We start from the raw sequence: 14,948 nt of genomic DNA, 5'->3' as shown, positions 1-14,948 counted from the left end.
TGAGGCTGTAGAGGGTGGACGTCCCTTAATCATGCAGGTCGTCCACCCCATGGCAGTTACAACTCCAACCCCCACTCCCTTGACTCCCGAGCAGTTGACCGATGGCTTCATCGCGGCGAAGTTGCCGGCCTGGCTGCGCACAGGCTCGGCCGAGCAGGTCCGCACACTGTCTTCGCGCTTCAAAGCGCACGCCGACAGCGGCAAGGCACTGGCGGCACTCGAACGGTCGCTGATGTCGCCGCAACGCTTTGCCGAGCAGGCATTCGAACCTTTGATCGGCGAACTGCTGCCCGCTGGCCCGGCGCTCGCCAAACTCGACTGGCTGGAGGTAAGGCGCCGGTTTCGAGTGCCCTTGGGTGGCGGTCTGCCTGAGGACCAGATCCACTACTTGCGCTATCCGGCATTGCTGCGGCTGATGCAGGGGTTCGCCGCCGATGCCTCGTTCTACGAGGGGAGCGGGCTGACCGCCAGTGCTGATGAAAAGCTGCTGTTCGAGGACCTGGGCACGCTGGTCAAGCGGGTCAGGGCACTCAAGGTGGGAGATGGCTACCAAGCGTTGTTGCAGAAAGCCTTTACCAGCGAAGCTCGCGCGTTGCTTGCGACGCACCAGCGCACGGGCTTCGCCCTGAGTTGCGAGCTGGGGCTCATGCAGGGCTGGATAAGTGCCGAGGAGCACACAGCCCTGGGCCGCCTGCTGTCCTCGGCGCCGCACGCGTCCTCGGCGCCTCTGGCTGCCTACGCCGGTGAGTTGCAGTTGCTCGGGTGCAAGATCGCCAACGGCCTGAAGATCCAGCTGCGCAACGAGCAGGGAGAGGACAGTGGCGTGGTCCTGTACCTGCCCACTGACCGGCAATGCCCTCTGCGACGGTTCGATTCGCAGTTGCAGCTGCAAGCATTCCTGGCCATGGAGCTGAGTCGGGACGATGCGCGCCAGCAATTCTACCCGCTGGTCGGCCTCGATCAGCGCGCGGAATTCGTCACTACCCTCAACATGCGCTTGCAGGACGATGTGCCTGATCTCGAGGTGCAAGGGGTGGTGGCGGTTGGCGATATCTTCGCGGCGCTGGCGCTGTCCCAGGTCGAGCGTTTCGAGGCGGATGCGCGGGTACTGCTGGTTTCGAACGAGGCAGTCGACCATAAGGCCGCCGAGCAACGCCTGGAACGCTGGAAGTCTGTCGGTTGGGCGGCACTCGGCCTGGTCGGCCTGGCAGTGCCGGTTGTCGGGCTGGTGCTATTCGGCAAGCTGGTCGTCGATCTGCTCGGTGAGGTTTATACCGGTATCGAGGACTGGTCCGAAGGCCATCAGCATGAGGCCAGGGAGCACCTGCTGCATGTGGCGCAAACCGTGCTCGTCACCGGGGCGACGGTGGCCGGCGCCGGCGCAATGGCGCGCAGTTTCCAGGGCAGCGCGTTTGTCGACGCGCTGGAGCCGGTGCCGCTCTCGGCAGGCGGCGAACGCTTGTGGAACGACGACTTGAGTGTCTATGAGTCGGACCCGGGCCCGGCGACGCTTGGGCAGGATGGTCTGTACGCGCACGCGCAGCAGCGCTGGCTGCGCATCGGTACTCGCTACTACGAAGTGCATCAGCCTGCGCCGGGCCAGGCCTGGCGCTTGCGCCACCCCGATGCAGAGGGTGCCTACGAGCCGCCGCTGGAACACAATGGCGAGCGGGGCTGGCGCCTGCGCCAGGAGCGACCGCTGGAGTGGGATGACAGCACCGACATGCTCAACCGGCTCTGGCCCCATGAACCTCCGTTCGATGCCGTGCAGGCCGATCGCATCCTGAGGACGGCGGGCATGGACAAGGATGAGCTGCGGGGGGTGTGGGTGGAAAACCGTCCCACGCCGGTCAACCTGCGTGACACCCTTCGGCGTTTCGAGGCCGACGCCAGGCTGGCGAAACTCTTCGTTGCCCTGCGCTTGCCTGATCCGAGCCTGGAAGATGACCAGGTTCTGGCATGGTGCAAGAGCCGTGACGACATGCAAGGCCTGGACGATGCCGCCATTGCCAGGGAGCTTGCCGGACGGCAGGCCGAGTTGCAGGGGGCACTGCTTGAGCATCTGTCCACCCAGGCTGCGCCTTCGCAGGGCTTGGCGGCCCTTGTGCGGCGCGATTTCCCCGGGTTGCCGCAGGCGTATGTCGAGGAGGTCGCACGCGAGGTCGAACCTGAAGTGGAGGCACAGGCACTGGCCGAAGCGCGCCTGCCCTTCGCGTTGGGCAAGCGGGCCCGGGCCTTGCTTGAGCTGTCGCGCGCCAACCGCGCCGTGGAGGGCCTGTACCTGCGCAGTGCTTGTTCCAGTGCGACGGCCGAACTGGTCATCGCATTGCTCGGACGCCTGCCCGGTTGGCCCGAACGCCTCAACCTGGAGTTGCATGAAGGTTCCGAGAACGGTGCCACGCTGGCGATTCTCGATCCGCAAGGGCCGAGCGCCGAGCGCATCGTGCTGTTCACCCGTAACGGGCGTTTCTGGCTCTACGACAGTGCAGGCCGTCCACGGGAGGAGGATGTGGCAGAGCCCGGCGGCCTGTTCGAGGCGCTTGCGGCCTTGCTCAAAGAGTCGGACCGCAGGGCCCTGAAATTCGACGCCAGCGACCTTGCCGAGCAGTTGCGCAATGCGCTGATCGAGCAGTTGCCGGCGACACGCAGCAGTGTGCTGGCGCGCCTGGGTTGGCGCGTGTCCACGCCATGGTTCAACCCGGGCCGGCGCCTGGCCGATGGGCGTGTCGGTTACGAGCTCGGCGGGCGCTCCTCACGTCCGTCCACCGAGCGGTTGCGACAGCGAGTGCGCATGCTGTACCCCGCTTTTGATGCCGAGGAAGTGGAAGGTTATGTTCAGGGATTACAGCGTGACAATGAGCGGCCGTTCGAAGCGATCGCCCGGCAGGAGCGCAACTACAACGACCTTGACGAAGCACTACGGCGCTGGACCCACACCGATACGGAACCGCAGCTTCGTCGAGTGCGTGCGCAGTTCGCCAATCGCTTGCGCGCCATCTGGCGTTTCGAGGGAGAAGTTGCGCGTGGCGCGCAAAGGCGGGCTGACGGCATGCGTCTGGACATCAGCGGCTGGCGTATCGGCAGTCTGCCGGAGTTGCCGGCGGATATCGATCTGGGCCATGTCACCGAGTTGACGATGGTGCGCATGGGGCTGACGGCGGTGAATGGCAACTTCCTGCATGTCTTCGACTCCCTGAGCGTGCTGAACCTCAACAGCAATCGGATCGGCGCAATACCGCCTTCGCTTGCCCGGTTCACAGGCCTGCGCAGCCTGCTGCTGCTGTCGAACCAGATACGCATGACCGACAGTGACCAGCAGGTGCTGGCCGAGCTGGACAACTTGCAGGTCCTGGATCTGAGCTTCAATCCGATTCGCCGGTTGCCGTTGCGTTTCGACCGTCTGCCTGAGTTGACGACACTTCGGGCCAGAGGGTGCGAGTTGCTCGAAGTGCCTGACGGTATCGAGCACTGCGCGCTGCTGCGCACAGCTGACCTGAGCAACAACCGCATCCGCAGTGTGTCGGACGCACTGGCCGCTCAGCCATGGTCGTTCCGGCGACGCCTGAACCTTCTGGGCAATCCGCTGGACTACCAAGCGATGGAGCGTCTGTATCAGGTGGATCTGCAGCACGGATTTCTGCTGGACCAGGTGGATAACGAGGAAAACACCCCCGAGCCAGGAGCGGTGATGCAGCGCTGGCTGGCGCTGGACAAGGACAGGCGTAATGACCAGGCCCGTATGCAGTTGTGGACACGGCTGGAAGCACTGCCCGGCAGTGCTGGCCTGTTCGAGTTGCTGCGCAACCTGACGGCGACCCCGGATTTCGTGCGAGCGCCGGGTTACATGTCCGAGCAACTCTGGCCGTTGCTTGAGAGCATGGATCAGGATGCGCAACTGCGTGAGGAGATCTTCCTGCACGCCGATGAGGTGCGCGGCTGTCATGACAGCCATGTGGAGCGCTTCAGCCGCTTGATGATCCACGAACTGGTGTACAAGGCCAACGTCCTGGGTGCCCAGGGCGTTGGTGGTGACGGGCTGCTAGTGCTGGGGAGGCAATTGTTCCGATTGGAAAAGCTGGACGAGATCGCCGCTGAGGACGTTCGTCAGCAGGACGCGGCGCTACGCGCTGACGATCCGCAGTCGGCAGGCGTCGATGCGCTGCAGGTTATCCTCGGCTATCGCACCTCGCTGGCCAGCGAGTTGAACTTGCCGAACCAGCCGCGCAACTTGCGCTTCGAGAGTCTTTCGCATATCGATGCGACGAGGAAGGCCAAGGCGTTGGCTGAAGTGAAGGCGGCAGAGGCGTCCCCGGCGCTGGCGCAAAGCATCAGTGGGCGTGATTTCTGGCGCTCCTACCTGGAAAAGCGCCATGGCGCTGCATTTTCGGCATTGGCAGAGACGTTCTCGCGGTATGGCAGCGAGCTTGACGATGAAGCTTCGGCATTGGACAGCCAGGAATACAGAGAACGCTGGGATGCGCTGGTCGGTGGGCGTACTTCGGCAGAACAGACCTTGGCGCTTCGGCTTACCGAGGAGGCACTCGAGCGTGAGGCCAATGGCTCGCTCACCTAGCGTGCAACGCCCGACCGGGCGTATTTCCCGCTGATCCGCCGCACGTACAGCGGGCAGGGTTGTCGCTCTCATCCCTCAGGAAGCGACAACCATGTCCGGCACGCCCCTACCTTCCGCTACAGACGCGTTCATTGCGCAGCAACTGCCTGCATGGCTCAGATCCGCCAGTGTCGATCAGTTGCAAGCCCTGCGGGCGCGCTTCCAGGCACACCGAGCGACCCAGGACCGGCTTGCCGAGGCCTGGCGCCAGATCGAGTCGCCGATCGATTTCGCCCGGCCACTGTTCGAACGGATGCTGTCGCGCGGGCTGGGTATCGCGCAGCCCTTGGAGATACTGCGTTGGGAGGAGGCCTTCCAGGGCTTCAAGCGTGGTACTTCACCCTTCCTTCCCGAGATTGCCATGCCAGGCGGCACCATAAGCCGGGTTACGCTGCGAGAGCCGGCGTTGCAGCGATTGCTGCAGAACTTCGAGCAAGGCCAGGCGTTTTTCCCAGGCACCGGGCTGGCGCAAGGTGCCGCGCTGCAGGGGGAGGGCCCGGACCTGCCGTTGCCGGTGGCGCTGGACAAACTGGTGGAGCAGTGCCGTTCGCTGGATGTCGGCCAGCGCTACCAGGAACATCTGCAGGCCCGGCTCGATGCCGAACTACGGCGGCAGATAGCCGACGACGGGCGTCTGGGGCTGGGTGTCGCCGCTCAGATTGCAGCGATGAAGCAGGAAATAGACGAAGACGTATTGAGCCTGTTGCTCAAGGCCTGTGACGGGCAATTGATCACTCATCCGGACAGCGCGTTCATCAGCGTGCAGACACTGGACCTGCTGGATTGCCCGGTCGATGGGGCATTGCTGTTCGTCCTCAGCGATGACCTGGCGGGCAACGTGGTCAAGGGGCTGGTGTGCTATCTGCCAGGCGCCCCGCAGGCTGTGCTGAAAGGGTACGACTCCTGGGCGCAAATGAATGCCGGCCTGGGTACTCTGGTCAAGGACCCGGCATTCCAGGGGTATCTGTTGCAGCGCGTGGCGCTTGGCCAGCGAGCGCGATTCATCACGACGCTACGCACCCGAGTGCAGGACAGTTCCCCAGACATGCAACCTCGCGGCAAGGTGAGCCGCCACGACGTCTTCGCTGCCCTGGCCCAGCGACAGGTCGAGCGGATCCTGCAGGATGCGTGCTTGCTGGTGGTGCCCACTCGGCAGGTCGATGCCGCGGCGTCCAGGCGCCGACGCGAAGAGTTGGAAGAGGTGGGCCTGACGCTGCTCAATCTGGCAGCATTCTTCGTGCCGGGAGTGGGGGAGCTGTTACTGGCGAAGATGCTTCAGGAAACGCTGACGCAGGTATACGAAGGGGTTGCCGACTGGAGCAAGGGGCGGGATCACGAAGCCTTGGAGCACCTTCTCAATGTGGCGCAGACGGTGGTCGGCAACACCCTGGTGGCAGGCGGCGCCGTTGCGGCGCGACGCTTCGTCGGCAGCGCCTTCGTCGACGGCCTGAAGCCGGTCACGGTGATGCCGGGCAAGGAACGGTTATGGTCGGACGATCTGCAGCCCTATCGCACTGCGGGCCTGCCAGGCAGCGCCACACTCACCGAACGTGGCCTGTACGGCGATGGGCAACGCCACTGGTGGCGAGATGCGGATGACTACTACGAAGTTCAACAGGCCCGCCCCGGTGCCAACTGGTCCCTGCGTCACCCCGGCAATGATGCCGCCTATGGCCCCGAGCTGGTCAGCAATGGTGAACGCGCCTGGCGTCTTGCTCATGATGAGCCTCAGGCGTGGAGCGGCAGCAGGCGCATGCTGGGGGTGCTGTGGCCAGGGGCGCAGGCCCGTTCGCCAGAGCGGGTCGCGCAGATCCTCAAAGTTGCCGGTTTCGACGAGGACGGTCTGCGTGGATTGCTGGTGGAAAACCGCCCGTTGCCCGTGACCTTGCGCGACACCCTTGAACGGTTCGAGGTGAGTGACGCCATCGACGCCTTTTTCACCGCACTGGGCAGGGGCGAGGTGCCGTCCGGATCCCGCGAGTACTTCGCGTGGTGCTTGCACCAGCCCGAAATCGCAGGGCTGCAGGAGGTCGAGCAGCCTGATGCGATACTGCTGCACGCCCGAGCCTTGCGTGGCAGGCTGCTCGAGCACTTTGCGGTCCGCTACGTACACCCAGACGCGTTGCTGGGCCTGGTTCAGCGTGACTTTCCAGGTTTGCCCGACGCCTATGCCGCCGCCGTGCTGGGCGAAGCCACGACGGCTCAGCGCCAGCGCATGACCGAGGCGCGGCGAGTTCCGCTGGCACTGGCGGAAAAGGCCCGTGAACTGCTGCGCGAAGCGAGGCTGACCCGCGCGCTGGAAGGGTTCTACCTGCAGGACAGCCACTGCGACGAAACCTGCGCCCTGGTGCTTTCGCTGCTTTCGCGCCAGGCTGCATGGCCGCAAAGCATCAATCTGGAAGTACGCCAGGGCAGCGACAGCGGGCGCCGCCTGGGGCTCATCTTCCCTGAAGGACGGCCAGGGCTGCTGACCACCCTGGTGCGCAATGAAGGGCGCTACCGGTTGTACAACGACGGCCGTGCCTCGGAAGTCGAGGTCGACGAGCCCAGCGGCTGGGAGCAGGTGCTGCTGGCCATGCTGGCGCCGAGTGATCGGCAACGCCTGGGCTGGACCGGGGATGACGCCCCGGCCAAGGTTCGCCAGACGTTGCAACAATCGTTGCCTTCCTCGCGTCGAGACATTGCGCTATCCGCCGGCATTTCACCCGCCCGACCCTGGTTCAATCCTGGCAGGCGCATGCCTGATGGGCGCGTGGGCTATCCGCTCAGTGGGCGGGGTGACCCCAGGCAGGCAATGGAAAGCACTTTCCGCGCACGGGTACGCGCGCTGTACCCGGGCATCGAAGAGGCCGAACTGGAAGTATGGATGGCGGACTACCGGCAATCGCATACGCAGGCGTTCAGCCGTCTGCTGCGCCATGAGCAGCAGTACCGCGATCTGCATGAGAGCCTGCAGGCGTGGATCAGCGAACAGGCCGAACATCGAGCGGCGCGTCAGCGCGTCGCCCAGCAGATCAGCCGCGCGTGGCAGATGTGCGCAGAGCGATTGGTCGACGTCCGGGGCACCGGTTTCGGCATGCGCCTGAGCCTGGTCGGGGTGCCCGCCCATGGCTTGCCCGACATACCTGCGGGCGTGAGTTTCCCCCAGGTTACCGAACTGGTTCTGGTCCACCTGGAGCTTCAGTCGCTGCCGACACGCTTCTTGCAGTGCTTTCCCAATACCCGCTCGTGCAACCTCAGCAACAACCGCCTGAGCCGATTGCCAAACGGACTGGGTTCGATGACCCGCCTGCATGAGCTTCGGCTGAACAACAATCGTATTCGTCTGGACGAGCAGTCTTCGGTGGTGCTCCAGCCCCTTGGGCAGTTGCGGCTGCTGGATGTGAGCGACAATCCGCTGGGGCCTGTCGACCTGCCGCTGGATGAACTGCGCCGCCTGCGAGAGTTGCATGCGCGAAACTGCCGGCTGCAGCGCTTGCCTGCGGACTTGTTGTGGGCCGGCTATCTGGAACTGGCGGATCTGCGAGACAACCAGATCGCCACGTTGCAACCGATCGTTTTCCAGACACCGTACAGCTTCCGGCGGGCCTTGCTGCTGGCTGGCAACCCCTTGCCCGCCAGCGCCCATGCTCGGCTGATGCATCCAGGCAGCGCCATGCTTGAACCGGTCAACGAGGGGGCCGCTGGCACCACGCAGGAGGTCACCGTGGAACAGGCCCGGCAGATCTGGGTGGGTCGTGAGGATGGGTTGCTGCGTGAGCGGCGCGAGCAGCAATGGGATTTGCTGGCCGCCGAGCCCGAGAGTGAAGCGCTGTTGCAGTTGTTCGCCGAACTCACCGGCACCAGTGACTATCGTGAAGCCCGCGAAGACCTGGGCAACCGCTTGTGGGACATGATCGAGGCCGCGTCGGAGCAGAGCGCGTTGCGCGAGGAACTGTTCAACTGGGCCGGTTCGGGACGTACCTGCGCGGACAGTGTGATCGGCTGCTTCAGTGCCCTGGAGGTGCGTGTCCAGGTGGCGCAGATGTTGCGTCGCGCAGACGCCGGGCAGGCCGAGGGTCGGCGCCTGGAAATGGCGCGGCGGCTGTTCCGCCTGGAACAGGTCCAGGCTTACGCCCGCGCTGACCTGCCACGGGTGGAGCGTGCCTTGCGCAGGCAGTACCCGGACGAAAGTGTCGATGAGGTCGAAGTCGACCTGGCCTATCGGATCGGTCTTGCCGAGCGCCTGTCATTGCCGCGCCAACCCAGGACCATGCAGTTCAGATCCATGGCTCATGTCGGCGACGAGCAACTCGCGGATGCCGAGCGCAGCGTACGTGCCGCCGAGGCGAATGGTGAAGTACTGGCACGCTTCATCAGTCAGCGCGATTTCTGGCAGGCGTACCTGAAACAGCAGCATGCGACCAGCCTGGATGAGGTCCAGGAGCCTTTCTTCGCCGACCTGGAGCGGCTGGATGAGCGGCGCATAGCGGGTGAAATCAATGAAGGTGGATACCTTGCGCAGGCTGACGCCTTGCGTCAGGCGCTGCTGGAGGCCGAGCAGGCCTGGTACCTGCGCTTGACCCGGGAGGCCTTGGCCAGGGTGGCGCCCGGCGAGCGCTGAGGACGGTTTGATCGCCCCTGGCTCGTCAGCCTTGCGCAGCGGCCAAACCGGTCATCCAGATTGACGTCTTTGGCCATTGCTGCCGCCTGACAGCGGCGCGAACATCGTCGGACCGATGAAGCACTCCAACAATAACAATCCAGGAGTCCGACGATGCGCGATTACGCCGAGGCCGCCCGTTCCTTCGATCATGTCCAGGCCGTGGAAGCGGCCTTGCACGGCACCCTTGACGCTCTGAATGCCTGCGTCGAGTGCTGCGACCGGCATGTCGGTGGCGACCGTGCCGCCCTGATCTGGGAGGATCGTGACGGCAACAGCGGGCGCTACACATTCGAGCAGTTGCAGGGTTTGGCGGCACGCTTGGCCAATGTGCTCAAGGCCCAAGGTGTCGGGGCCGGTGATCGGGTGGCCGGGCTCATGCCGCGCACGCCTGAATTGCTGGTGACCATCCTTGCCACCTGGCGAGTGGGCGCGGTCTATCAGCCGCTGTTCACCGCCTTCGGCCCAAAAGCCATCGAGCACCGCCTCGAACAGTCCCAGGCCCGGCTGGTGGTCACTGACCGCAACAACCGCGCCAAGCTCGATGACGTCGCGGACTGCCCGGTGCTCATCACGGTCGGTGCGCGCGCCGGCGAGCTGGACTTCCACCAGGCCCTCGACGCGGCGGACAGCCACTGCGAGCCCGTGATGCGTACCGGTGACGATGCCTTCCTGCTGATGTTCACCTCCGGCACCACCGGCCCGGCCAAGCCGCTGGAAGTACCGCTGCGCGCCATCGTCGCCTTCCAGGGCTACATGCGCGATGCCATCGACTTGCGTGCGGACGACCGGTTCTGGAACCTGGCCGATCCGGGCTGGGCCTACGGTCTCTACTACGCCGTCACCGGCCCGTTGTCCCTGGGCCATGCCACCACCTTCTACGACGGCCCGTTCAGTGTCGACAGCTGTGCGCGGATCATCGACAAGCTGGGCATCACCAACCTGGCCGGCTCACCCACCGCCTACCGTCTGCTGATCGCCGCCGGGGAGCAGTTCTCGGCACCGATCAAGGGCCGCCTGCGGGTGGTCAGCAGCGCGGGCGAGCCGCTCAATCCCGAGGTGATCCGCTGGTTCGCCGACGAACTGGGGGTGACCATTCACGATCACTACGGCCAGACCGAACTGGGCATGGTGCTGTGCAACCACCACGGCCTGGCGCATCCGGTGCACCTGGGGTCGGCCGGTTTCGCCATTCCCGGTCACCGCATCGTGGTGGTGGACGAACAGGGCTTCGAGCTGCCGGCCGGACAGCCAGGCATTCTTGCCGTAGACCGCGAACGCTCGCCGCTGTGCTGGTTCGGCGGCTATCGCGGCCTGCCGACCAAGGCGTTCGTCGGCCGCTACTACCTGTCCGGTGACACCGTCGAGCTCAACCAGGACGGCAGCATCAGTTTCGTCGGCCGTAGCGACGATGTGATCACCACCTCCGGCTACCGTGTCGGCCCGTTCGACGTGGAGAGCGCGCTGATCGAGCACCCGGCGGTGATCGAGGCTGCGGTGATCGGCAAGCCCGACCCGGAGCGCACCGAGCTGATCAAGGCGTTCGTGGTGCTGGCCAAGGGGTACGCGGGCAGCCCCGAACTTGAGGAAACCCTGCGCCAGCACGTGCGCCAGCGTCTGTACGCCCACGCCTATCCGCGTGAAATCGACTTCGTCGCCGAGCTGCCAAAGACCCCGAGCGGCAAGCTGCAACGCTTCATCCTGCGCAACCAGGAAATCGCCAAACAACAAGCTGCGCAGCCGATCGCTGCGGGCGCCTGAAGGAAATCCGACATGCATATCCAGAACAAGCACTTCATCGTCAGCGGCGCGGCCTCGGGCCTGGGCGCCGCCACCGCGCAAATGCTCATCGAAGCTGGCGCCAAGGTCATGCTGGTCGACCTGAACGCCGCCGCCGTCGAGGCCAAGGCCCGTGAGCTGGGTGACAACGCCCGCTTCGCGGTGGCCGACATCAGCGACGAGCAGGCCGCCAAGGCAGCGGTCGATGCCGCCGTCAGCGCCTTCGGCAGCCTGCACGGGCTGGTCAACTGCGCGGGCATCGTCGGTGCCGAGAAAGTGCTGGGCAAGAACGGCCCGCACGCCCTGGGCAGCTTCGCCAAGGTCATCAACGTCAACCTGATCGGCAGCTTCAACCTGCTGCGCCTGGCTGCCGCTGCCATGGCCGAGGGTCAGGCCGACGAAGGCGGTGAGCGTGGGGTGATCATCAACACCGCCTCCATTGCCGCCTACGACGGCCAGATCGGCCAGGCCGCCTATGCCGCGTCCAAAGGCGCGATCGCCAGCCTGACCCTGCCGGCCGCCCGTGAACTGGCGCGCTTCGGCATCCGCGTGATGACCATCGCCCCGGGCATCTTCGAAACCCCGATGATGGCTGGCATGACCGAGGAAGTGCGCGCGTCCCTGGCTGCCGGGGTGCCATTCCCGCCGCGCCTGGGCCGCCCGCAGGAATACGCCGCGCTCGCCCGCCACATCATCGAGAACAGCATGCTCAACGGCGAGGTGATCCGCCTCGACGGCGCGCTGCGCATGGCTGCCAAATAAGGAGCAATGAACATGACTCTCGCCAATGATCCGATCGTTATCGTCAGCGCCGTGCGCACGCCCATGGGCGGCCTGCAGGGCGACCTCAAGAGCCTGACCGCGCCACAACTGGGCAGCGCGGCTATCCGCGCCGCCGTTGAGCGCGCCGGCATCGATGCCGCCAGTGTCCAGGAGGTGTTGTTCGGCTGCGTGCTGCCCGCGGGGCAGGGCCAGGCCCCGGCACGCCAGGCCGCCCTGGGCGCCGGCCTGGGCAAGCACACCACCTGCACCACCCTGAACAAGATGTGCGGCTCGGGCATGCAGGCGGCGATCCTGGCCCATGACCAACTGCTGGCCGGCAGCGCCGAGGTGATCGTCGCCGGTGGCATGGAGAGCATGACCAATGCGCCGTACCTGCTGGACAAGGCCCGTGGCGGCTACCGCATGGGCCACGGCAAGATCATCGACCACATGTTCATGGACGGCCTGGAAGACGCCTACGACAAGGGCCGGCTGATGGGCACCTTCGCCGAGGACTGCGCGCAGCATGGCGCATTCAGCCGTGAGGCCCAGGACAACTTCGCCATCGCCTCGCTGACCCGGGCCCAGGACGCCATCAAGAACGGCCGCTTCGCTGCCGAGATCGTTCCCGTGGAAGTCACCGAGGGCAGGGAAAAGCGCGTCATCAAGGATGACGAACAGCCGCCGAAAGCGCGCCTGGACAAGATCCCGCAGCTCAAGCCGGCCTTCCGCGAAGGCGGCACCGTGACCGCGGCCAACTCAAGCTCGATCTCCGACGGCGCTGCGGCACTGGTGCTGATGCGTCGCTCCGAGGCCCAGAAGCGCGGCCTCAAGCCGCTGGCGGTGATCCACGGTCACGCGGCTTTCGCCGACACCCCGGCGCTGTTCCCCACCGCCCCCATCGGCGCCATCGACAAGCTGATGAAACGCACCGGCTGGGACCTGGCAGAGGTCGACCTGTTCGAGATCAACGAGGCCTTCGCCGTGGTCACCCTGGCGGCCATGAAGCACCTCGACCTGCCCCACGACAAGGTCAACATCCATGGTGGCGCCTGCGCCCTGGGCCACCCGATCGGCGCCTCGGGCGCACGCATCCTGGTGACCCTGCTGTCGGCGTTGCGCCAGAACAACCTGCGCCGTGGCGTGGCGGCCATCTGCATTGGCGGTGGCGAGGCCACGGCCATGGCCGTCGAATGCCTGTACTGAGGTGAGCCATGCTGGTAACTGACGAGCAACAACAGATCGCCGACGCCGTGCGGGCTTTTGCCCAGGAGCGCTTGAAGCCGTTCGCCGAGCAATGGGACAAGGAGCACCGCTTCCCCAAAGAGGCCATCGAGGAAATGGCCGAACTTGGCCTGTTCGGCATGCTGGTGCCGGAGCAGTACGGTGGGAGCGATACGGGCTATGTGGCCTACGCCATGGCCCTGGAAGAAATCGCCGCGGGTGACGGTGCCTGCTCGACCATCATGAGCGTGCACAACTCGGTGGGCTGCGTGCCGATCCTCAAGTTCGGCAACGAGGCGCAAAAGCAGCAGTTCCTCACGCCGCTGGCCACGGGTGCGATGCTTGGCGCGTTTGCCTTGACCGAACCCCAGGCCGGCTCCGACGCCAGCAGCCTGAAGACCCGCGCGCGCCTGGACGGTGACCATTACGTGCTCAACGGCAGCAAGCAGTTCATCACCTCCGGGCAGAACGCCGGGGTGGTGATCGTCTTTGCCGTCACCGATCCGGACGCCGGCAAGCGTGGCATCAGCGCTTTCATCGTGCCGACCGACGCCCCCGGCTACCAGGTGGCACGGGTCGAGGACAAACTCGGCCAGCACGCCTCCGACACCTGCCAGATCGTCTTCGACAATGTGCGGGTGCCGGTGGCCAACCGCCTGGGCGAAGAAGGGCAGGGCTACAAGATTGCCCTGGCCAATCTCGAAGGCGGGCGCATCGGCATCGCCTCGCAGGCGGTGGGCATGGCCCGCGCCGCCTTTGAGGTGGCCCGCGACTACGCCAACGAACGCCAGAGCTTCGGCAAGGCGCTGATCGAGCACCAGGCCGTGGCCTTCCGCCTGGCCGACATGGCAACCAGGATTGCCGTGGCCCGGCAGATGGTGCTGCATGCCGCTGCCCTGCGCGATGCTGGGCGACCGGCTCTGGTGGAAGCTTCGATGGCCAAGCTTTTCGCCTCGGAAATGGCCGAAAAGGTCTGTTCGGATGCCTTGCAGACGCTCGGTGGTTATGGCTATCTGAGCGACTTCCCGCTGGAGCGCATCTACCGCGATGTGCGGGTCTGCCAGATCTACGAAGGCACCAGCGACATTCAGCGCATGGTCATTGCGCGCAATCTTTGAAGGAGCAGTCTGCATGGCATTCGAAACCATCCTGTTGGACATCCACGGCAAGGTCGGCCTGATCACCCTCAACCGCCCGCAGGCGCTCAACGCCCTGAACGCGCAGATCGTCGGCGAGATCAACCAGGCCCTGGATCAGCTCGAGCGTGACCCGAACATCGGCTGCGTGGTGCTCACCGGCTCCGCCAAGGCCTTCGCCGCTGGCGCCGACATCAAGGAAATGGCCGACCTGAAGTACCCGCAGATCTACGTCGAAGACCTGTTCAGCGACGCCGACCGCGTCGCCAACCGGCGCAAGCCAATCATCGCCGCGGTGTCCGGCTTCGCCCTGGGCGGTGGCTGCGAGCTGGCGATGATGTGTGATTTCATCCTGGCCGCCGACAACGCCAAGTTCGGCCAGCCGGAAATCAACCTCGGCGTGCTGCCGGGCATGGGCGGCACCCAGCGCCTGACCCGCGCAGTGGGCAAGGCCAAGGCCATGGAACTGTGCCTGACCGGCCGCCTGATGGGGGCCGAGGAAGCCGAACGGGCAGGCCTTGTGGCGCGCGTCGTGCCGCAGGCCGAGTTGCTTGAGGAGGCGCTGAAGGTGGCCGCGACCATTGCCAGCAAATCGATCCCGGTGAGCATGATGGTCAAGGAGAGCGTCAACCGCGCCTTCGAAGTGACCCTGAGCGAGGGCGTGCGTTTCGAGCGCCGGGTGTTCCATGCGGCGTTCGCCACCGAGGACCAGAAGGAAGGCATGGCGGCGTTCATCGCCAAGCGCGAGGCACAGTTCAAGGATCGCTGAGCACGGGAACGGGCGCCGCGGCCG

At 65.4% G+C, this 14,948-nt stretch carries 7 protein-coding genes; all 7 read left to right on the top strand.

The features are described from left to right. Positions 1-49: 49 nt before the first annotated feature. The 7 genes from EJA05_RS19100 to EJA05_RS19070 all read left to right on the top strand — a co-directional run bounded on the left by EJA05_RS19100 (position 50) and on the right by EJA05_RS19070 (position 14,924). The gene (locus EJA05_RS19100; protein WP_190306005.1) at positions 50-4,573 is read left to right on the top strand and encodes an NEL-type E3 ubiquitin ligase domain-containing protein; all 4,524 of its coding nucleotides are present in this window, start codon (positions 50-52) and stop codon (positions 4,571-4,573) included. A gap of 91 nt (positions 4,574-4,664) precedes the next feature. Further along, positions 4,665-9,215: an NEL-type E3 ubiquitin ligase domain-containing protein gene (locus EJA05_RS19095; protein ID WP_125859426.1), complete on the top strand. Its 4,551-nt coding sequence runs from the start codon at positions 4,665-4,667 to the stop codon at positions 9,213-9,215. Between the two features lie 153 nt (positions 9,216-9,368). After that, positions 9,369-11,015 (top strand): AMP-binding protein, encoded by a 1,647-nt coding sequence (locus EJA05_RS19090; RefSeq protein WP_125859425.1) that lies wholly within the window; start codon positions 9,369-9,371, stop codon positions 11,013-11,015. Positions 11,016-11,027: 12 nt separating this feature from the next. Then, the gene (locus EJA05_RS19085; RefSeq protein ID WP_125464835.1) at positions 11,028-11,795 is read left to right on the top strand and encodes an SDR family NAD(P)-dependent oxidoreductase; all 768 of its coding nucleotides are present in this window, start codon (positions 11,028-11,030) and stop codon (positions 11,793-11,795) included. Positions 11,796-11,807: 12 nt separating this feature from the next. Next, positions 11,808-13,001: an acetyl-CoA C-acyltransferase gene (locus tag EJA05_RS19080; protein WP_125859424.1), complete on the top strand. Its 1,194-nt coding sequence runs from the start codon at positions 11,808-11,810 to the stop codon at positions 12,999-13,001. Between the two features lie 8 nt (positions 13,002-13,009). Then, entirely contained in the window at positions 13,010-14,137 is a 1,128-nt protein-coding gene (locus EJA05_RS19075; RefSeq protein WP_125859423.1) for an acyl-CoA dehydrogenase, read from the top strand. 13 nt (positions 14,138-14,150) lie between these two features. Beyond that, positions 14,151-14,924, top strand: coding sequence for an enoyl-CoA hydratase (locus EJA05_RS19070; RefSeq protein ID WP_125464832.1), 774 nt, complete (start codon positions 14,151-14,153; stop codon positions 14,922-14,924). Positions 14,925-14,948 lie beyond the last annotated feature (24 nt).

Origin of the sequence: Pseudomonas oryziphila (assembly GCF_003940825.1) — a bacterium.
Classification (GTDB): Bacteria; Pseudomonadota; Gammaproteobacteria; order Pseudomonadales; family Pseudomonadaceae; genus Aquipseudomonas; species Aquipseudomonas sichuanensis.
The sequence above is the reverse complement of the archived record's forward strand: the minus strand, read 5'-3'. Positions and strand labels throughout refer to the sequence as shown.

What these genes read in the sequence shown, in the direction of transcription:
- EJA05_RS19095 (WP_125859426.1), top strand. Translation starts at nt 4,665, where the DNA reads ATGTCCGGCACGCCCCTACCTTCCGCTACAGACGCGTTCATTGCGCAG.
- EJA05_RS19070 (WP_125464832.1), top strand. Translation starts at nt 14,151, where the DNA reads ATGGCATTCGAAACCATCCTGTTGGACATCCACGGCAAGGTCGGCCTG.
- EJA05_RS19075 (WP_125859423.1), top strand. Translation starts at nt 13,010, where the DNA reads ATGCTGGTAACTGACGAGCAACAACAGATCGCCGACGCCGTGCGGGCT.
- EJA05_RS19100 (WP_190306005.1), top strand. Translation starts at nt 50, where the DNA reads ATGGCAGTTACAACTCCAACCCCCACTCCCTTGACTCCCGAGCAGTTG.
- EJA05_RS19085 (WP_125464835.1), top strand. Translation starts at nt 11,028, where the DNA reads ATGCATATCCAGAACAAGCACTTCATCGTCAGCGGCGCGGCCTCGGGC.
- EJA05_RS19080 (WP_125859424.1), top strand. Translation starts at nt 11,808, where the DNA reads ATGACTCTCGCCAATGATCCGATCGTTATCGTCAGCGCCGTGCGCACG.
- EJA05_RS19090 (WP_125859425.1), top strand. Translation starts at nt 9,369, where the DNA reads ATGCGCGATTACGCCGAGGCCGCCCGTTCCTTCGATCATGTCCAGGCC.